We start from the raw sequence: 19,213 nt of genomic DNA, 5'->3' as shown, positions 1-19,213 counted from the left end.
GCCTGCGGCCGGGTCACCCAAAGTTGCCGTCCGCCTTGCGGCGAAAGTCTTCGTAGAATTCCAGGCGGCGGCCGTCCGTCACTGTCCGGATCGCGAGATCGCCGCTCCAGACTGGTTATGTGTAAAGATATTCAGTCAAACTTCATAAAAACCCGTTCAGATATGTCCAGCGTTACTGGCATGGTTTGGTTATGCGATATCCCATTTTCACGGTCGCACTCTACCTCGTTTGCAGCAACACCGCTCACGCTACAGGGGTCGACACGTCGATCGTGAGGCATGGCGGTGACGACGTCCATGTCTGGGTGCTCATCTCGGCAGGCCTCGTCCTGTTGATGCAGATCGGTTTCCTCCTTCTGGAAGCCGGCCTCGTCCGCTCGAAGAACTCGATCAACGTCGCCCAGAAGAACCTCCTCGATCTTCTCCTGTCGATCGTCGCATTCGCGGCCCTCGGCTTCATGCTGGCCTTCGGGCGCGACAGCGGGCTGGGGTTCGGCCACGACGGACGCTTTGCCTTCCTCAGCGACCTGACACCGTCAGAGCTCGCCTTCTTCGCCTTCCAGGTGATGTTCTGCGGAACCGCGGCGACCATCGTCTCGGGCGCAGCGGCCGAGCGTTTGCGGCTTGCCGTCTATGGCGTCGTCACGATCCTGATCGCCGCCCTGATCTACCCGATCTTCACCCACTGGGCATGGGGCAACGCGCTCCATCCCAGCCGCTCCGCCTTCCTTGCCAATGCGGGTTTCATCGATTTCGCCGGATCCACGGTCGTCCACTCGACCGGCGCCTGGATCTCGCTTGCGGCCTGTATCGTCCTCGGTCCGCGTATCGGGCGGTTCATGCCGGACGGCACGCCGCGGCGCATCCAGGGCCACAGCGTCGTTCTGGCCACGGCCGGCGCCATGATCATCTTCGTCGGCTGGATCGGCTTCAATGGCGGCTCCACCATCCACGCGACGCCCGCAATCGCGGGTATCGTCGCCAACACAGTCCTCGCGGCAGCCTGCGGCGGGACGGCAGGCTATCTCTACGGGCTATGGCGATATGACGGCATGACAATGCCGGAATTGCCGATCTGCGGCCTCATTGGAGGTCTCGTCGCGGTCACCGCCGGCTGCCATGTCCTGGACGGCTTCGGCGCGATGGCAGTCGGTCTTGCCGGTGGCCTGATCGCCATTGTCGGCAACGACCTCGTCGAACGCTGCGGCATCGACGACGCCGTCGGAGCCATTGGCTGTCACGGCTTTGCCGGCATCGTCGGCACCCTCGGCCCCGCTCTCCTGGCTCCGAGCGAGATGCTCGTCGAAGGCGGCCGCATGGCGCAATTCGGCATCCAGGCCGCGGGAGCCGGCATCAATTTCCTCTGGACCTTCCCGATCGCCTATCTCTTCTTCAAGCTCGCCGATCGCATCGAGCCGATACGGGTCAGCCCGGCCGACGAGGAACGTGGCTTGAACCAGGCAGAGCACGGCGCCGTGCTCGGCACGGGCAGCCTCGAGACGGCCCTCTCCGCCTATATCTCGGGGCGCATCGATCTCAGCCACCGCCTGCCGGTCGAGATCGGCGACGAGGTCGAGCAGGTGACCCGCTTGTTCAACGCCTTTCTCGACGAAATCGAAAATTCCGAGATCGCCAAGCGAGACTCCGAAGCCCTGCGGCGCACGACGCAGGAGGCCGAGCGTCTAGCGGCGATCGGCGACGCCGCCTTCGAGGGACTGGCCGTCGTCATCGATGGCCGGGTCGTCGACATGAACGCGGCCTTCGCTCGAATGCTCGATCGCCCCGTCATGGCGCTTGCCGGTTCGCCCGTCGCCGACCTCGTCGGCCCCGGAAGCGAGGCAATCCTCGCGCAGGTGATGGCTTCGGATGTCAATAAGGTTTTCGAACTGCGGCTTCGGCGCCATGATGGCGTCGCGATTCCGGTCGAGGTGCGATCGAGAGCGATCGTCATCCGCGGCGCCGCCGCGCGCGTCATGGCCTTCGCGGACATCAGCGAGCGCAAGGTCGCCGAGGAAAAGCTTCGCTTCACCGCCCACCACGATCCGCTGACCCACCTGCCCAACCGGGCTCTCTTCACCAGCCGGCTCGATGCGATCATCCTGAAGGCCAGGGAGACCGGAAGCAGCGCTGCCCTGATCAGCATCGATCTCGACCACTTCAAGGATATCAACGATCTCTACGGCCATCCGGCCGGCGACGCCGTTCTGCGCGCCACGGCGAGCCGGTTGTGCGAGGCGGCCGGACCGACGAGTTTTGTCGCTCGCCTCGGCGGTGATGAATTCGCGATCGTGCTCACGGAGATTTCCTTCCGCAATCAGGTCGCCGATCTGGCTTTCCGCATCGTTCGCGCAATGTCGCAGCCGGTGGATATCGGCAACGGCGCCAAGATCCGTCCCGGCGCAAGCGTTGGATTTGCCCTCGCGCCGCAAGATGCGGTGGAACAGGAAGCGCTGATTTCGCGGGCCGACGTTGCGCTCTACCACGCCAAGCGCAACGGCCGGAATACCTTCGCCGGCTTCGAGCCGGGCATGGACACGGATCTCAAGGCTCGGCGCGAACTCGATGCCGATCTCGCACAGGCGGTCGAGCGCGGCGAACTGTCCCTCGCCTTCCAACCGCGGGTTGGCCTGAAATGCGGGTCTTTCGTCAGCTACGAGACGCTCGCTCGCTGGCATCATCCCAAGCGCGGCGAGATAAAGCCAAGCCTCTTCATTCCGATCGCCGAACAATCCGGCAAGATCAACGAGATCGGCAACTGGGTGATCCGCGAGGCTTGCCGGCAGAGCCTCGACAAACTCGGCGGCGCGCCGATTTCCGTCAATGTCAGCGGCCACCAGCTACGCACCCGCGACTTCGTCGAAAACGTTCTCGCGATCCTTGAAGACGTCGGCTTTCCTCCCGATCGTTTCGAGATCGAGTTGACGGAAAGCATCCTTGTGGAAGACCGCGACCGCGCTCTGACCGTTCTCAAGGCGTTGAAGCGCCGCGGAATCCGGCTGGCTCTCGACGATTTCGGCACCGGCTATTCGTCGCTGAGCTATCTGCGTGCCTTCCCCTTCGACACGATCAAGATCGACCGCAGTTTCATCATGAACCTCGCCACCGACAAGAGTTCGCTCGCGATCGCCGAGGCGGTGATGGATCTCGGCCGGGCTCTCAACCTGTCGGTCGTCGCCGAGGGGGTCGAAACCGTCGAACAGCTGACGATCCTTGCAAGCCGCCATTGCGACGAGGTCCAGGGTTATCTGTTCTCGCAGCCGCTGCCGGCCGACAAGGTCGCCCATGAGGTCGACAAAAATCTCGCAAGGATCCTTGGCAGCACCGTCGCCGATAATCACGCGACCGCAAGCGCCTGAGCCGGTCGTAAGTTTCGAGATCAAGCCGATTGCGTCTCCCACGCTGCGAAGCAGCGAAACGCGGCCGGCGGGCTCCGGCCCGCACTCGAAAAAGGGATCTGCCGGCTCTTCCCGTCGAATGTCAGCCTTCGACGATCTCGAGGAATCTTTCGGGCTCTGCCGTCTCGATCTCGATCACCCAGAAATCCGGATCGAACCGCGCTTCGCGCAGGAATCTCGCTTCCAGCGCGGCGTCGTCGTTTGCCGGCTCTTCCATGAAGCGACGCAAGCCGTCCTCCTCGAACAGGCTCTGGACGGCCGGCCCGAACAGACGCAAGCCCCCCTCCCGCGATCGCGCAACGATGAAGATTGCGCCCGCCGCCTCCGCCCCGCGGCGAATGACGGTCGCAAACTCGCCGTCCTGGAACAGACGGCGGGTGAGTTGGGCGACAAAGAGTTCGCTGGTGATCCGCACGCAGCGGGGCTTACAGCATCGGCCCGAAAATCGAAATCGATTTCTGGAACGCATGATGCGGTAGTCTGAAAGGCTGGGCTTCCTTTCTGCGTCCGTTCGGACGCACGGCGCTCTATTGCACGAGGCCGATTTCGGCAAGCCGCTGCAGGACCTTGGCATCCGGTTTGCCGGTGACGTCCATGCCCTCCAGAGCTTCGAAGGTGCGGATCGCGGCCTTGGTCTTCTCGCCGAGAATACCATCGACGGAAAGATCGGCGACCTGTGCCGAGGCAAGCGCCGCCTGGATGCGCTTCACCCGCTCCGCCTCGCTGAGCGATGCGAAACGGCCGGACGAAGCCGCGCCGTGGCCACGGGCCGCAGCATGGGGTGTTGGAACGACACGCCCGCTTTGGTGCGCCGTGATCGAGGCGGTCTGTTCGGGATCGGGCTGCGGCAAAGGCCGCGGCGCGGGCGCCGGAACGCCGGAACGATCCGCCGACGCCGTCTTCTCTGTCGCTTCGGCCGAGGACGCGTCCTCGCCCGCCGCGCGGGCGAATGCGCCAGCCACGCGATCCTGCGAGAGCGCTGCCGAACGAGGCTGGCGCACGGCGTCTTGAGCCGCCTGCGAGGACGCCGATGCGACGTTCTCGGCTGGCGCAGGCTCTTGCACCTTGCGCGTCACCAGCATCGGATTGGGATGCCGGCCGCTCTGTTCGTAGAGGCCGTTGATCGAGACGCTGGCGAAGATCACGCCAAAGGCCGCGATGCCGGACGACAGCGCCGGACGCCGCGCAACGGCGCGCAGGGCGCCCATGGCACCGCGCGTCGAGAGCGTCGCGACCGCGTCGAGCAGGCCTTCAGGCCGAGCGTCTTTTTTCACGGATCTGCGCTTGGAAGTTCGTTTTGCTGCGGGCATCACTCAACGCGACGATGTTTTCAGGGGTAGAGGCGGAAGGCTCAAGGTCGGCCGACGGACCATCGACCGGCACACGAACGGTGACCATGGTCCCGACACCGGGCTGGCTCGTGACGCTCATCGCGCCGCCATGCAGCTCGGCGAGACCCTTGACGAGGGAGAGACCGAGGCCGGTTCCCTGGTACCGGCGCGACAGTCCGGAGGAAAGCTGAACGAAGGGCGCACCGAGGCGACCGATATCGGCTTCGGCGATGCCGATGCCGGTGTCGCTGACAAGCATCTCGCAGTCGGACCCGCAAAGGCGGCTTTCCACGGTGACGACGCCGCTCTCGGTGAACTTCAGGGCATTGGAGACGAGATTGAGGAGGATCTGCCGGCAGGCCCTGCGATCGGCGACGAGTTCCAGACCCCGCGCCGGCCTCACGTCCAGGCGCAAGCCCTTGCAGCGGGCCTCCTCACGCATCAGATCGCCGATTTCCCGCATCAGGACCGACAGATCGAACGTCTCGGGATCGAGGTCGTAGCGTCCGGCCTCGATCTTCGAGACATCGAGCAGCGTGTTGACGATGGACAGAAGATGCTGGCCCGACTGGCGGATCAGACCGACATATTCCTTTTGCTTCACGCTTTCGAATCCGCCGAAATACTCGTGGTCGAGAACGTCCGAAAAGCCGATGATGGCGTTCAGCGGCGTACGCAATTCGTGACTGACCGTCGCCAGGAACTGGCTTTTGGCAGCCGAGGCCTTGCACGCCGCCTCGAGATCGGCGCTGAGGTCGGATTCCGGCGCCAGAACGAGGCTTTCGGCGATGACGAGGACATCGCGGTCGTCGTCGCCGTCCTGCGCGAGCGGGCCAAGCTGGCGGATGGTCAGACCGAAGCTGCAGAAACGCCCTTCTGCCACCTTCAGCCTCGCCGCGAAAGGCGCCGGCCGATTGCCGGAGCGCGCATCATCGATCGCCTGCATAACGGCCAGCCGGTCGGCGACATGGCAGAGCTCGCCGAACAGGTCACCCGAGCAACTGTGACCGCCGCCTGCGATGACCTCGCAGGCTTTCGAAGACGCGTGATCGATCCGCCCGCTCTGGCGGACCTCGAAGATCAACGTGCCGAATTCCTCGGCCGCCCGGCGGCGCGCCCGCCGCTCGTCGTCATCACGCTCGTGACGGTCCAGACCGCGATCCGCAGCGCCGCGAACGACGAGCCTCAGGCCGTAGAAGACGGCTGTCAGGCCGAGCAGCAGGCTGCCGGCCGTCATGCCGGCCTCCTCCAGCGCCGCTGTCGCCGCGAGCAGGCCGCCGCAGGCGAGCGACACGGCGACGAGACCTGCCGCCAGCCGGTAGCGCTTCGCGTTTCCCGCCTCGAGCGGCAAAATGGCGAGCGCCGCGATGGCAAATTCCGGCGGCAACGCCCGGTTCAGCGCCATCAAGGTGAGGCTGATCGAGACGATCGTCCCCCAGAACCAGAGCACCGCGTCGGCTCGTCCGGCGATCGACAGCCAGGCAGCGGAGGCCAATGCGACGGCGGCGAGTATCAGCGGCAGCGCGGCGACGGAGGCCGCTGCCCCGAAGAAAAGAACAAGGGGAAAGCACAAAGCCCCGCCGAGAGCGAAGGCCAGAAGAACGCAGAGCACACGGGCCTGGAAGCGACGTTCACCGCCCCTCGTGACCGAGGGCGCGACGAATTCGTCGAGCCGCGTATTCATGAAGCGGACGGCGGCCTGGGAGACACGCAAACCGGTGTCCTTTGGACGCTTCGCAGCTTGCCTCATTCTCGGTCTCACCCTGGCAGATCATCTGTCAGCCGGCCGAACTCGCCGAAAGGGGCGTTCGAACCGACATTCACGATCATGCCGGGCGCGCATTAAGGAAGCCATAAACCGGCTCGCCCTCAAGCTGGCCTGAAGCCTGCATTCCCCAGAAAACTACGCTTTTCATATGATGCTCGGCTTCGAACATGGTTAATGAAAAGTAAACGCCGTGACGATGACGGTCGCGCCGAAGACGTTGGTCTCACGCTTGTCCGAATCAATCGGAATTACCTAAAATTTTCATCGCAATTTCAACGTGAGATTCCGCTCCGCCTGTCATGCTCTCCCAATAGAAGCTGCGACCCGTGACGGAACGAGGATCGCGGCCCGGGATGAACGGACGGGGAAAGAGCGATGATTCGCTTCGTCATCAAGGTGGCCTTCTTTCTGGGCCTGATCGCCATGATCGTGCCGGGCGGCGAGCCGCGCGACGGCGAGCCCACGATCAACATGTTCGCCGTGCTCTACGGAGCCCAGGCCGCCTTGTCCGACCTTTCGGGCATTTGCGATCGCACGCCGGCCGCATGCGCCGCCGGAGCGGACGTCGCGCGCTTTGCCGGCGAACGCGTCGGCGATGGACTTGCGATCGCCTACGGTTTCATCGACGACGCCGTCGCGAGGCGCCAGCGCTCCGAGCCGGCGAAAGAGGAGGCAGAACCGTCGAGGAGCAACGTGGCGGCGAGTGCTGTCAAACACACCGCGCCGTCGCCGCGGACCGACAAGATCACCACCGCCGCGATTCCGGCCACCGGCCTTTCGCCTGCCCCGGTCCCGCAGGATCGGGCGGAGGGAACGCGCGGCACCGAAACGGCCTCGCAGACCAGCACCCCGCCGCTCTCGGACCATCTGCCGGCTGCGCGAAGCCGCCCGCTGCCGCCGAGGACGACGCCAAGCGATCACCACCTCGCAACGCGAGTGCCGCTGCCGGTTTCCGCGCCCCGGACCTGACAGGCTCGCCGATCGCGCCTATATGTCGGCGAAAGCGTCGGCGGACGCCGGCTTCCTTCAACGGAGCCGGATCGGTCTGAGACAGCGCTTCGCCGCAGTCTCGTTCCGCCACTTTCGCCTACAAGTTCCCGGAGCGGCCATGCAGACGATCGACGAGATCACCACGGATTTCGAGCTTCTCGACGATTGGGAGGATCGCTACCGCTATCTCATCGAGCTCGGCCGGGCGCTGCCCGACCTTTCGCCGGAGGAGATGACCGACGCGACCAAGGTCCGCGGTTGCGTCAGCCAAGTATGGCTGGTGAGCGAGAGCGACGGAAAGAGCCCGCCCCATCTGACCTTTCGCGGCGATTCCGACGCGCATATCGTCAAGGGCCTCGTTGCGATCGCCCTTGCCCTGTTCTCCGGCCGCAGCGCCGACGAAATCCAGACCATCGATGCCGAAGCGGTGTTTTCCCGCCTCGGCCTCCAGGACCACCTGACGCCGCAGCGCTCCAACGGCTTGCGGTCGATGGTGACGCGGATCAAGACCGATGCGCGCGAGGCGGCCGCCGCCTAGATAGAGGCGCCGCAGCCTCCCTCGCCTGCCGGCGGGAGCACGGCCCGCCGCGGACAGGCCGGCTCAGCCATTGCGGCCCGAGGCAGTCTCTCGTGATGCGCCACTGCCCGGCCTGTCCCCCTCCTCCTTCGGCGCGCGCCAGCGACGGATGCGTCCCTCGCGGCTGCCGCCCTGCCGGTCGAAGCCGTAGTGCCGCGCCAGGATGGCAAGCCCCGTCTTGAGGAGGAGTTTTGCCGAACGGGCCGGCCATTGCCGCTCTCGCTCCACGCTTTCGAGCCCCTTCAGGAAACAGCAGACGTCGAGGATGAGGCCCGAAAGCTCCGGCCCGACTGCCTCGCAAGCCTCCGCGACCCGGCGCCTGGCATCGATCGCGGTATCGGACAGATCGTTCGAGCCGCCATGGCGTGGCGCGCGCGGCATCGCGTCCCAGCGCTGACCGAGCGACGGCGTCATCTGGCCGCGGGTGAAATCCGCCCGGATCCGCTCGCCGGCCATCGCCTCGGCGGGCGCCAGGAACGGCTCGCCGCCTCGGCCGCGCCGGGTCGCAAGCCGCGTCAGCGGCGTCTCGTCCTCGTTGAAACCCGGCCCCCCGCTCATGGCTGCGCCTCCGCGGCCATTTTCACCGCAACGCCGCTGTCGATGGCCCGGCAGGCAGCCGTCGCAAGTCCCTCCAGTCTCTGCAGCGACTGCTCGAAAGCCTCGTCGTCGCGCCATTCCTCGACCCGGCGAACGGCATAGGCAATGCTCGTGCGGTCGCGGCCGAAAGCGAGCGCGATGCGGCTCAGCGAAATGCCGAAGGTCGTATTGGCCAGGTACATGGCGACATGGCGCGCGTCGCAGGCCCGATTCTCGGCGCGGCTCGGCCGGCGGATCTCGGCGACGGGCACATCGAAGCCGACGGCGGCGATCTCCTGCGCCAGCCGGCATGCGGCAGCGGCCATGCGGTGCCGGCCCCGCGAAGGCGAGCAGGTTTCGCCGGCGAATGAAGGTCCATGGCCCGGCGGCGCGTCGCAGCGCCAGACCGCATGGGCGATGTTGCACCCCTCGGTCGCATCGGTTCGTTCTGGCGGCCTTGGAAACTGCATGGGTCCGTCTCCCTGCTGGAATGATCGCAGGTTTATAAGCGAACTTGCCCAACATGTGAATATCTTCCTAGTCCTGAAAGATTCTCCCTGGGTCCCTTTTTCCATATTTTCCGGACCACAGCGCCGAGAGTGCGGCGCGAATTTCCTGCGGTCAACAAGGAAGATATCCCCACCCCCTCGGCAACGGGCGATGCTGGTCGGCTCTCATGTCGCCTGGAGTTCCGCGATGACAACCGCCGATGACCTTTCCCCCTTTCTTGAAATTTTCGCCGCTCGCATTCGCCGTCAGGTAGAAGCAAGACGCGAGCAAGACCGGCTCGCCATTCAGCGGCTCGAGCTGCAGGCCGCGCTTCGCCGCTACGGCGCCGAGGGGCCGAACCTCGCCAGGGCCTGCCGAATGGATGACCCTTCGAAGCTGGAAGCGGCCACGCGCGCAACGATCGCCGAGAAGGTCAGCCGGGAGGCGCGACGCCAGGCGCGCTTTTGCCGCATCCGGGACGCCCGCTACGACATCAACCGCCATATCGTCGTCGCCCGGCTGATGCGCTGGCTTGCCGGTGACGGGCCGTGGATCCGGCAGCCCCCAGGCGAAGCCGACCCCAAGCCCGTCCGACGCGAGACCGCAAACGGCAGGAGAGATCCTTCGCGAGCAAGCCCGAACGCCGGGCCATCATCCCATGCAACTCGGCGCCACACCCCGTCACTGCGGCGGCAAAATCGACATTGTCCTAAAGTATGAGCCTGCCGGCTCGTATCGCCGATTGCCGATGAAGCCGTTGACATCGGCCTCCGGCCTGTCTCTCATTCGTGGCGAATGGAAAGTCCAGGGAGGACGACGGACTTTTCGTGTTTCGCTCGGGAGGAGCAGACAATGCGAGTGGACAAGACAGCCTCGGTCGCGGCCGGCATCGCCGGCCGTGCCGCGCCGGTGAGCGCGATGGCGCTGCCGGTGATCAGTCCCGCCGTCACGACCGGCCGCTTCGGCGGCCCGTCCGGCTGCGACGGTCGGCGCGCGGAAGAGTGCTGACGAAGATGCGGATCACAGCGAAGGCCCGCGACCGGAGAAGAGGACCGCAATGAGTTCTTCCCCGGCAGATGCGATATTGTCGGCCCGCGGGCTCACCAAGGAGTTCTTAGGCTTCAGGGCCGTGAGCGACGTCGATCTCGACGTGCGCGAAGGCACGATCCACGCCCTGATCGGCCCGAACGGCGCCGGCAAGACCACCGTCTTCAACCTTCTCACGAAGTTTCTGACGCCGAGCTCTGGAACCATCTTCTTTCGCGGCGACGACATCACCGGGGTGAAGCCGGCAGACGTCGCCCGGCTCGGCCTGGTCCGCTCGTTCCAGATTTCCGCCGTGTTCCCGCATCTGACCGTTCTCGACAACGTGCGCGTGGCGCTCCAGCGAAAGGCCGGCCTCGACACCCAGTTCTGGCGGTCGAACCGCGTGCTGGACCGCCTCGACGACGAGGCAAACCGGCTGATCGACGCCGTCGGCCTCTCCGCCTTCGCCGGCCACGACGCCGCCGAGCTGCCCTACGGCCGCAAGCGCGCGCTGGAGATCGCGACGACGCTCGCCCTCGACCCGCCGGTGCTTCTGTTCGACGAGCCGATGGCCGGCATGGGCGTCGAGGACATCGGCCGCATTTCCGATCTCATCCGCCGCATCGCCAAGGGCCGCACGGTGCTGATGGTCGAGCACAATCTCTCCGTCGTCGCCGATCTGTGCGACCGGGTCACCGTCCTGGCGCGCGGCGAGATCCTCGCCGAAGGCGACTACGACACCGTCAGTTCCGACAAGCGCGTGCGCGAGGCCTATATGGGGAGCGAGGATGAGTAGAGGCCAGCCGGAACGCGCGAACGGCGCCGAGCCGCTCCTCAAGGTCCGCGATCTCAACGGCTGGTACGGCGAAAGCCACGTGCTGCACGGCGTTTCGCTCGACCTTGCCGAAGGCGAGACGATTACCCTCGTCGGCCGCAACGGCGCCGGCAAAACGTCCACCTTGCGGGCGATCATGAACCTCCTTCCCCGCCGCGAGGGCGAGATCCGCATCGCCGGCGAGGACATGATGAAGGTGCCGGTGCACCGCACGGCCCATTCCGGCATCGGCTACGTGCCGGAGGAGCGCGGCATCTTCGCGACGCTGTCCGTCTCGGAAAATCTCATGCTGCCGCCGAAGGTCGCCGAGGGCGGCATGAGCGTCGAGGAGATCTACGACCTCTTCCCCAATCTGGCCGAACGGCGCAACTCGCCGGGCACCAAACTCTCCGGCGGCGAGCAGCAGATGCTTGCGATCGCCCGGATTCTCAGGACGGGCGTCAGGATCATTCTCCTCGACGAGCCGACCGAGGGCCTCGCGCCGGTGATCATCCAGCGCATCGGCGACGTCCTCATCGAACTGAAGAAGAAGGGCATGACGCTGCTCCTCGTCGAACAGAATTTCCGCTTCGCCAAGAAGGTCGCGGATCGCTTCTATCTGATGGAGGACGGGCATATCCTGGAAAGCTTCCCGACCTCCCAGCTCGATGCCAAGATGGACCGGCTCAACGAAGTGGTGGGAGTCTAAGCCGATATGACGATGATTTTCGGTGTTCCTCTGCCCGCCCTTCTCGGCCAGCTTTTCCTCGGCATCATCAACGGCTCGTTCTACGCGATCCTGTCGCTCGGCCTCGCGGTGATCTTCGGCCTGTTGCGGGTGATCAACTTCGCCCATGGCGCGCAATACATGCTCGGCGCCTTCGCGGCCTATCTCCTTCTCGCCTATACCGGCATCGGCTTCTGGCCGGCGCTCGTCATCGCGCCGCTGGTCGTCGCCGCCGTCTCGGCCGTGATCGAGCGCACCATGCTGTCGCGGCTCTACGACCTCGACCACCTCTACGGCCTCCTTTTCACCTTCGGCCTGGCGCTGATCATCGAGGGCTCCTTCCGCTGGTATTTCGGCGCGGCGGGCCAGCCCTATTCCGGCCCGCAGATCCTGTCCGGCGGCACCAATCTCGGCTTCATGTTCCTGCCGAACTATCGCGGCTTCGTCGTCGTCGCCTCGATCGTCATCTGTCTCGCCGTCTGGCTTCTGATCGAAAAGACCCGGCTCGGCGCCTATCTGCGCGCCGCGACCGAAAACCCGCAGCTCGTCCAGGCCTTCGGCGTCAACGTGCCGCTGCTCCTGACACTCACCTACGCGCTCGGAGCCGGTCTCGCCGCCCTCGCCGGGGTTCTTGCGGCGCCGATCTATCAGGTCTCGCCGCTGATGGGCTCGAACCTCATCATCATCGTCTTCGCCGTCGTCGTCATCGGCGGCATGGGCTCGATCGGCGGAGCGATCGTCACGGGCTACATGCTCGGCATCCTCGAGGGCCTGACGAAGGTGTTCTATCCCGAAGCCTCGAACATCGTCGTCTTCGTCATCATGGCGATCGTCCTGATGCTGAGGCCCGCCGGCCTGTTCGGCAAGGAGGTCTGACCATGACCAGCCTGACGCAATCCGGCCCGGCCCGCCCAGAAGACAAAGCTGCGACCGCGGCCCACGACCGGCAGAAGAACCTCTCACGGATCGGTCTTGTCGTCGCCGTGATCGCGATCATCGGCCTGATCGCGGCGCCCTTCTTCGTCTATCCCGTCTTCGTCATGACGGTCTTGTGCTTCGCGCTCTTCGCCACCGCCTTCAATCTTCTGCTCGGCTATACCGGGCTCCTGTCCTTCGGCCACGCGGCCTTCTTCGGCGGGGCCGCCTATTTCACCGCCCATGCCGCCAAGGTCTGGGGATGGGAGCCGCTTTCGGCCATCCTTCTCGGCGCGGCCGGCGCCGGCCTCATGGGCCTCGTCGTCGGGTTCGTCGCCATCCGGCGCCAGGGCATCTATTTCGCCATGGTGACGCTGGCCCTGTCGCAGATGGTCTACTTCATCTTCCTGCAGGCGCCCTTCACCCACGGCGAGGACGGTATCCAGAACGTCCCGCGCGGTGATCTCCTCGGCCTCGTCGATCTCAACCGGCCGCTCAACATCTATTATTTCGTGCTTTTGATCTTCCTCGTCGGATTCTTTGCCGTCTGGCGGATCGTCAATTCGCCCTTCGGCCATGTTCTCCAGGCCATCCGCGAGAACGAGAACCGGGCGATCTCCCTCGGCTACCGGGTCGAGCGCTACAAGCTCGCCGCCTTCGTCATGTCGGCGACGATCGCCGGATTGGCCGGGGGCACCAAGGTGATCGTCCTGCAGATCGCGACGCTGACCGATGTCGCCTGGCAGATGTCGGGCGAAGTCGTCCTGATGACACTGCTCGGCGGCATGGGCACGATCTTCGGGCCCTCGATCGGCGCGACGCTGGTGATCACCATGCAGAACTACTTCGCGACCTCCGACGTGCCGGTCACGGTCATCGTCGGTGTGATCTTCGTTCTGTGCGTCCTTTTGTTCCGCCGCGGCATCGTCGGCGAGGCGATCCGGCTGATGAAGCGATAGAGCATGATCGCGATAAGTGGGGACCGGTTTTCGGAAAAGATCATGCCTCGACAAGAGGACAGACCGGGAGGGTGAGCGAAGCTCATCTCATCCCGCTCCAGCCGTAGGCTCCGATCGATCGGCCGGGCGCATCGGCCTCAGCCGACGGCGGCGGTCAACCAGAAGCTTTGGGAGTAAACGACGAGGCCGGCCGCGCCGAGGGCGATGCCGTATGGCACGCCCGTGTCCTTTTCCATCAGCCGGTCGACGAAATCGACACCGGTGATCGGCAGAAGTTGACCCCGCATCAGCAGGATCACGATGGTCAAGCCGCCGCCCATCAGGGCGCCGTAGAGCAGATATTCCACCGCGAGCATGCTCGGGCCGAACCACAGCGCCGTCGCGGCGATCAGCTTGGCGTCGCCGCCGCCCATCCACCCGGCCGCGAACATCGCAAAGGTGACGCAGAGGCAGACAAAGCCCAGGAGCAGATGGCTGGCGAAGACTTGCCAGGGCATGCCGATGAGAAAGGCCGCCGGCACGAAGGTCGCGGCCAGAACGATCATGATCCGGTTCTCGATCTTCATCTCGAGAAGATCGGTCGCGGCGCTGTAGATCATGGCGAAGGGAAAGACGGTGAGCAGCAGCGTGGCGGTCAGCATGTCGGTGAACGGTCTCCCCAGTGATCCGGGTATCGAGCCGACTTGGCCCGGTCTTCGTCGCCCGCAACATCGCGGAAAAATCTTAAGTCTTTGGGTGCGTCCTGCGTGAGGTCGCCAAAGGCGCAAGCTCCGGCCGCGCAGGCCGGGCTCAGAAAAAATTGCGGGCGGCGGTTTTGAACCGCCACCCGCAAGAGAATTCTTTTCGATCGGTCACGCTGCAAAGCGCGACCTGCCGATTACTCGCTGACGCCGTCTTTCATCGTGGTGGCGACGTTGTCGAAGGTGCTCTTGAGCTGCGGGGCGAGCATGCCGAAAGCGGCGATCAGCGCGACGGCCATGATACCGGCAATGAGGCCGTACTCGATGGCGGTGGCGCCGGACTCGTTCTTGGCAAAGCGTGCGATAAGGTTGGACATCGTGACTCCTTGAGATCCCGTGGTAGCGCTCCCGTCGACTGTCCCGTCGTTCGGGTGGGGGCCACGCTATTCGGCGGCTGTTGCGATGACCTTAAGACGAATGGTTGATTTTTACTTATCGGCGCTCTGGCTGCGCGACATTACGCCGCCGGCCGGGACAAGTTGACGCAGCAGGATGTCGCAATGTCCTTCGCGCAGCTTCGGATGCAAGGCATGAATCCGCGACGTTCAAACGTCTTGCGAGCATTTACCGGTTACGGCCACCGAGCCATGTTAATGGTTCGTTCAGCCTGATCAACAATACTGACGATAATTCGCCCGCAAGCTCGATCGATCGGATCAACACCCATGGTATTGCGCCCGGCCCTTGCCGCCCTGATCTCCAACGTCCTGATCTTCAGCCTTGCGTCAGTGCCAGCGCTGGCGGCCGGACCGCTGATCAATGTCGAAATGGATCAGGCCAAGGTGATCGAACTCGACAAGGCCGCCTCCACCGTCATCGTGGGCAATCCGGCGATCGTCGACGTTCAGGTCCTTTCCTCGAACCGGCTCGTCTTGACCGGCAAGAGCAGCGGGATCACCAACATGGTGATCCTCGGCGAGGACGGAAAACCCTTCATCGACGAGGAGGTTTCGGTCCAGAGCTTCGAGGCCAACACCGTGCGCGTCTACCGCCAGGCCAGCCGGTCGACCTACGCCTGTACGCCAAAATGCGTGCCCACCATCACCATCGGCGACAATATGGAGAACTTCAGTTCTGCGGCCCAGCAGCAGACCCAGCGCCAGAACATCATCGATCAGGCCGCTCAGAGCCGCTGAGCGCGCCGACATCCGCATCGACATCTTCATGGGTTCCCTTAAGACATCGCCTCGACGTCAGAGCGATTTTCCGACGTGACGTAACCAATCTCTAAGTGTTGCCAGGGAAAATCTGCGCTGCTGCTTTCATGCCGGCGCGGCACCAGACTGGACAACGGCCGCTTTGATCCATCAGCGGAACTCGGCATCGATTTTTTGGAAAGTCAGATGCTCACATTATTCAGATCGACCCCCGTTTTGAAATCCACCGAAGCGCGGCAGCGTGAAGACGGCGATCGGGCTCACAAGATTGCGCGCCAGACGAAGCCGAGCGGCAAGGCATCGTTCATCCGCAACCGGGATGGCGCCGTCGCGATCGAATTCGCCATGCTCGCCCTTCCCTTCTTCCTTCTCATGACGGTGCTGATCGAGACCGCGACGATCTTCGTCGCCGAACTCGTCATGGATCGGGCCGTGGCCAAGATCGGACGCGAAGTGCGGACCGGCCAGATCACCAGCGCCGATCTCACGCAGGCCGAATTCGAGCAGAAGCTCTGCGACGAGGTCGACTTCATGTTCGACTGCTCGAAGCTCGAGGTCGATCTCAAGAGCTACAGCTCCTTCGGTCTCGTGCCGACCAGTGTCCCCATCAAGGACGGGGATCTCGACAGCAGCGGCTTCAGTTTCACCAAGCCCTCCGGCGAGACCATCGCGGCCTTGAAAGCCTATTACAAATGGCCGCTCTACCTGGACGTCCTCCGCGAACTTGCGACCGGAATGAACGACCATTCCTTCGTCATCGTCGGCAGCGCCGCTTTCATGACGGAGCCTTACTGATGAACGGCTGGATCGAACGTCTTCGCCACCTCATGAGCGACCTGTCGCTGGCCTTTGGCCGGTTCAAGGGCAATCTGCGCGGCTCCGCAGCCGTCGAGTTCGCGCTCGTCTTCCCGTTCATGGCCATCGTCTACATGGCCGGCTCCGATACGGCGATCGCGGTTTCGATCAACCGCAAGATCCACAATGCGGCCGACACGATCGGCGATCTCGTCGGGCAGGTCGAAGCGACAACACCGAGCCAGCTCGATTCACTCTTCGACGTCACCGCGTCGCTGATGCAGCCCTACAACGCCTCGAACGTGTTCCTGCGCATCACGCAGGTGAAGATCGACGACGATGGCAAGGCGACGGTCGATTGGACCGTATCCCACAACACCCTTGTCGGCACCACAGCGCTCACCAAGGGCCAGACCTACACGCTGCCGAGCGAATTTGCGGACGAAAAAGATGTCTATCTGATCGTGACGGAAGCCTACTATTCCTACGATACGCTGGGCGGTTTCGGCCTCGTCGGTCCGATCGTGATGGGGGAAAAGAGCTATCACGCGCCGCGTCTCAGCGATAAAGTCGCCTGCTCCACCTGCTGATACGCCTGTCAAACTCCGCTGCCGGGTCCACATCTTCAAATGTGGCGGTCTTCAGCGAGCCGGCGACCGCTCTTTTCTTGCAGGCAGGAGGCGGACATGGCGCGGGCAATCATCATGGTGCTGGACTCATTCGGCATCGGAGCCGCGCCCGACGCGCAGGCTTTCGGCGACGAAGGGTCGAACACCTTCGGCCACATCCTTGCGGCTGCGAGCGCCGGTGCGGCCGACGGCGAGGGCCTTCGGACGGGGCCGCTCGATCTGCCCAATCTCGAGCGGCTCGGCCTCTTTGCTGCGGCGGGCCTCGGCAATTCCGCCAAGCGCCCCGAGGCCATCTGGGGCTCGGCCCGCGAGATCTCGCATGGCAAGGACACGCCGTCCGGCCATTGGGAAATCGCCGGCGTTCCGGTGCTGTTCGACTGGGGCTATTTTCCGCAGACCGTCCCGGCCTTTCCGGCCCAGCTGATCCAGCAGATCTGCGACGATACGCAAATTCCCGGCATTCTCGGCGACAGGCACGCATCCGGGACGCAGATCATCGCGGAGCTCGGCGAGGAGAGCATTTCGAGCGGCAAGCCGATCTTCTACACCTCGTCAGACAGCGTCCTGCAGATTGCCGCCCATGAGACGCATTTCGGCCTGGAACGGCTCTACGGGCTTTGCGCCGCCGCGCGAAAGCACGTCGATCCGCTCAATATCGGCCGGGTGATCGCGCGGCCCTTCCTCGGAGAAACGGCGCAAGACTTCACACGCACCGCCAATCGCCGCGATTATTCGGTGCCGCCGCCGGGACAAACGCTCCTCGACCGGGCCGTCGCGGCCGGCCGCAACGTCCATGCGATCGGCAAGATCGCCGACATCTTCGCCCATCGCGGCATCACCCGGACGCTCAAGGGCGACGGCAACATGGCGCTGTTCGACCGCATGCTCGAAGCGGTTCGCGAGGCGAATGACGGCGATCTCGTCTTTGCTAATTTCGTCGATTTCGACATGATCTACGGCCATCGCCGGGACGTCGCCGGCTATGCCGCGGCGCTCGAGGCCTTCGACGCAAGGCTTTCAGAGCTGGACGGCGAGATGAAGCCTGGCGACCTCGCCATCGTCACCGCCGATCACGGCTGCGACCCGACCTTCCGGGGCACGGACCATACCCGCGAGATCGTTCCGGTTCTCGCCTATGGCCCGGGCATCGAGCCCAAGCCGATTGGCCGGCGCGAGAGTTTCGCCGACATCGGCGCCAGCGTCGCGACCCATCTCGGGCTCGCTACCGGCGAATACGGCAGGAGCTTCCTGTGAGCGCGGCCGTCGCCCCCCGCGGATCGGCCGGGCTCCGCGGATCAGCCGGAACGCGCTTTCCGCTCGCCGAGCTTCACTGTCATATCGAGGGTGCGGCACCGCCGCCCCTCGTGGAACGGCTCGCCGCGCGGCACGGGATCGACGTCTCGCCGATCATCGCCGACGGGGCCTATGTCTGGCAGGGCTTTTCGGGCTTTCTCGCCGCCTACGACCTTGCCGCCAGCGTCTTCAAGAGCGAGGAAGACTTCGCCGATCTCGCCCATTCCCACCTGTCTGGTCTCGCCGCACAGGGTGCGATCTATGCCGAGATCTTCATCTCGCCGGACCATGCACGGGCAAGCGGCATCGAGCCGGCGATCTACGCCCGCGGCCTTGCGGCGGGTATCGAGCGGGCCAGAGGGGAGACGCGGATCGAGGCCCGCATGGTCGTCGTCGGTGTCCGCCATCTAGGCCCCGACGCCGTGGAAATGGCCGCGCGATTTGCCGCCGAGCCCGGACGGCCGCTGATCACCGGATTCAATCTGGCCGGCGACGAGCGCGTCGGCGAGCCGCGCGATTTTGAAAGGGCCTTCGACATCGCCCGTGACGCCGGCCTCGGCCTGACCGCCCACGCGGGAGAACTCTGCGGGCCACAAAGCGTGCGCGCGGCGATCGAATCGTTCAGGCCCGCCCGCATCGGCCACGGCGTACGTGCGATCGAGGACGCGGGTCTTGTCAGCGAAATCGTCGAGAAAGGCATCGTGCTGGAAGTCTGCCCCGGCTCGAATCTCGCGCTCGGCATCTATGACGACATCAAGGCCCATCCGCTGAAGCAATTGGTCGATGCAGGCGTCAGGGCGACTGTCAGCTCGGACGATCCGCCTTTTTTCCACACCGATCTTTCCCGCGAATACCGGTTGGCGGCGCAGAACGGCCTCGGCGAAGCCGAACGGATCGCCCTCACCCGCACCGCTCTGGAAGCGGCCTTCGTGGAAGAGGACGTCCGGCGCGCGCTCATCGACCGGTTTCAGATCGCCGCGCTTTCGCTTGGCGCGCCGGCCGCATCCGACTAGACCGGGAATACGCGAAACA

At 64.6% G+C, this 19,213-nt stretch carries 21 protein-coding genes; 14 read left to right on the top strand and 7 right to left on the bottom strand.

Annotation, left to right across the window (positions count from 1 at the left end; all coding sequences use genetic code 11):
• The first annotated feature begins 191 nt into the window (after positions 1-191).
• On the top strand, positions 192-3,356 hold the full coding sequence (locus J6595_RS08670; RefSeq protein ID WP_209594060.1) for an EAL domain-containing protein: 3,165 nt from the start codon (positions 192-194) through the stop codon (positions 3,354-3,356).
• A 121-nt stretch (positions 3,357-3,477) separates the two neighbouring features.
• On the opposite strand, the gene J6595_RS08665 is transcribed toward J6595_RS08670, so the two are convergent.
• The 3 genes from J6595_RS08665 to J6595_RS08655 all read right to left on the bottom strand — a co-directional run bounded on the left by J6595_RS08665 (position 3,478) and on the right by J6595_RS08655 (position 6,440).
• Positions 3,478-3,810, bottom strand: a complete 333-nt coding sequence (locus tag J6595_RS08665; protein ID WP_209594059.1) for a DUF1491 family protein — start codon at positions 3,808-3,810, stop codon at positions 3,478-3,480.
• A 112-nt stretch (positions 3,811-3,922) separates the two neighbouring features.
• On the bottom strand, positions 3,923-4,669 hold the full coding sequence (locus J6595_RS08660; RefSeq protein WP_209594058.1) for a peptidoglycan-binding domain-containing protein: 747 nt from the start codon (positions 4,667-4,669) through the stop codon (positions 3,923-3,925).
• Complete coding sequence (locus tag J6595_RS08655; RefSeq protein ID WP_209594057.1) at positions 4,647-6,440, bottom strand: sensor histidine kinase; 1,794 nt, start codon at positions 6,438-6,440, stop codon at positions 4,647-4,649. The genes J6595_RS08660 and J6595_RS08655 overlap by 23 nt, the downstream gene beginning before the upstream one ends.
• A gap of 429 nt (positions 6,441-6,869) precedes the next feature.
• On the opposite strand from J6595_RS08655, the gene J6595_RS08650 reads away from it, so the two are divergent.
• The gene (locus J6595_RS08650; RefSeq protein WP_209594056.1) at positions 6,870-7,463 is read left to right on the top strand and encodes a DUF5330 domain-containing protein; all 594 of its coding nucleotides are present in this window, start codon (positions 6,870-6,872) and stop codon (positions 7,461-7,463) included.
• A 139-nt stretch (positions 7,464-7,602) separates the two neighbouring features.
• Positions 7,603-8,022, top strand: coding sequence for a SufE family protein (locus J6595_RS08645; protein WP_209594055.1), 420 nt, complete (start codon positions 7,603-7,605; stop codon positions 8,020-8,022).
• Between the two features lie 63 nt (positions 8,023-8,085).
• Here the strand turns inward: J6595_RS08645 and J6595_RS08640 are convergent, their stop codons facing one another.
• Together J6595_RS08640 and J6595_RS08635 are read right to left on the bottom strand one after the other, a co-directional pair.
• Complete coding sequence (locus J6595_RS08640; RefSeq protein WP_209594054.1) at positions 8,086-8,619, bottom strand: DUF6456 domain-containing protein; 534 nt, start codon at positions 8,617-8,619, stop codon at positions 8,086-8,088.
• Complete coding sequence (locus J6595_RS08635) at positions 8,616-8,963, bottom strand: helix-turn-helix domain-containing protein (protein ID WP_209594053.1); 348 nt, start codon at positions 8,961-8,963, stop codon at positions 8,616-8,618. Before J6595_RS08635 ends, J6595_RS08640 begins: the two co-directional genes overlap by 4 nt.
• 370 nt (positions 8,964-9,333) lie before the next feature.
• Here J6595_RS08635 and J6595_RS08630 point away from each other — a divergent pair, with 370 nt between their 5' ends.
• From J6595_RS08630 to J6595_RS08605, 6 genes are all read left to right on the top strand, one after another.
• Complete coding sequence (locus J6595_RS08630) at positions 9,334-9,846, top strand: hypothetical protein (protein ID WP_209594052.1); 513 nt, start codon at positions 9,334-9,336, stop codon at positions 9,844-9,846.
• A 132-nt stretch (positions 9,847-9,978) separates the two neighbouring features.
• Positions 9,979-10,134, top strand: a complete 156-nt coding sequence (locus J6595_RS08625) for a hypothetical protein (RefSeq protein WP_209594051.1) — start codon at positions 9,979-9,981, stop codon at positions 10,132-10,134.
• Between the two features lie 49 nt (positions 10,135-10,183).
• On the top strand, positions 10,184-10,948 hold the full coding sequence (locus J6595_RS08620; protein ID WP_209594050.1) for an ABC transporter ATP-binding protein: 765 nt from the start codon (positions 10,184-10,186) through the stop codon (positions 10,946-10,948).
• Positions 10,941-11,675, top strand: a complete 735-nt coding sequence (locus J6595_RS08615) for an ABC transporter ATP-binding protein (protein WP_209594049.1) — start codon at positions 10,941-10,943, stop codon at positions 11,673-11,675. The genes J6595_RS08620 and J6595_RS08615 overlap by 8 nt, the downstream gene beginning before the upstream one ends.
• Before the next feature lie 6 nt (positions 11,676-11,681).
• Positions 11,682-12,569, top strand: coding sequence for a branched-chain amino acid ABC transporter permease (locus J6595_RS08610; protein ID WP_209594048.1), 888 nt, complete (start codon positions 11,682-11,684; stop codon positions 12,567-12,569).
• Between the two features lie 2 nt (positions 12,570-12,571).
• Positions 12,572-13,567 carry a branched-chain amino acid ABC transporter permease gene (locus tag J6595_RS08605; protein ID WP_209594047.1) on the top strand — a complete coding sequence of 332 codons (996 nt, stop codon included), beginning with the start codon at positions 12,572-12,574 and terminating at the stop codon, positions 13,565-13,567.
• A gap of 137 nt (positions 13,568-13,704) precedes the next feature.
• On the opposite strand, the gene J6595_RS08600 is transcribed toward J6595_RS08605, so the two are convergent.
• Together J6595_RS08600 and J6595_RS08595 are read right to left on the bottom strand one after the other, a co-directional pair.
• Positions 13,705-14,208, bottom strand: a complete 504-nt coding sequence (locus J6595_RS08600; protein WP_209594046.1) for an A24 family peptidase — start codon at positions 14,206-14,208, stop codon at positions 13,705-13,707.
• A gap of 236 nt (positions 14,209-14,444) precedes the next feature.
• Positions 14,445-14,624 carry a Flp family type IVb pilin gene (locus J6595_RS08595; protein WP_209594045.1) on the bottom strand — a complete coding sequence of 60 codons (180 nt, stop codon included), beginning with the start codon at positions 14,622-14,624 and terminating at the stop codon, positions 14,445-14,447.
• Positions 14,625-14,972: 348 nt separating this feature from the next.
• Here J6595_RS08595 and J6595_RS08590 point away from each other — a divergent pair, with 348 nt between their 5' ends.
• The 5 genes from J6595_RS08590 to J6595_RS08570 all read left to right on the top strand — a co-directional run bounded on the left by J6595_RS08590 (position 14,973) and on the right by J6595_RS08570 (position 19,194).
• Positions 14,973-15,443, top strand: coding sequence for a pilus assembly protein N-terminal domain-containing protein (locus J6595_RS08590; protein WP_209594044.1), 471 nt, complete (start codon positions 14,973-14,975; stop codon positions 15,441-15,443).
• Between the two features lie 207 nt (positions 15,444-15,650).
• The gene (locus J6595_RS08585; protein ID WP_209594043.1) at positions 15,651-16,259 is read left to right on the top strand and encodes a TadE/TadG family type IV pilus assembly protein; all 609 of its coding nucleotides are present in this window, start codon (positions 15,651-15,653) and stop codon (positions 16,257-16,259) included.
• Positions 16,259-16,849: a TadE/TadG family type IV pilus assembly protein gene (locus J6595_RS08580; RefSeq protein WP_209594042.1), complete on the top strand. Its 591-nt coding sequence runs from the start codon at positions 16,259-16,261 to the stop codon at positions 16,847-16,849. Before J6595_RS08585 ends, J6595_RS08580 begins: the two co-directional genes overlap by 1 nt.
• Positions 16,850-16,945: 96 nt before the next feature.
• Complete coding sequence (locus tag J6595_RS08575; RefSeq protein WP_209594041.1) at positions 16,946-18,142, top strand: phosphopentomutase; 1,197 nt, start codon at positions 16,946-16,948, stop codon at positions 18,140-18,142.
• Positions 18,139-19,194 carry an adenosine deaminase gene (locus J6595_RS08570; protein WP_209594040.1) on the top strand — a complete coding sequence of 352 codons (1,056 nt, stop codon included), beginning with the start codon at positions 18,139-18,141 and terminating at the stop codon, positions 19,192-19,194. The genes J6595_RS08575 and J6595_RS08570 overlap by 4 nt, the downstream gene beginning before the upstream one ends.
• Positions 19,195-19,213: the final 19 nt, after the last annotated feature.

Source organism: Jiella mangrovi, assembly GCF_017815135.1.
GTDB lineage: Bacteria > Pseudomonadota > Alphaproteobacteria > Rhizobiales > Rhizobiaceae > Jiella > Jiella mangrovi.
Note: the sequence above shows the minus strand (reverse complement) of the source record. Positions and strands in the feature narration are given on the sequence as shown.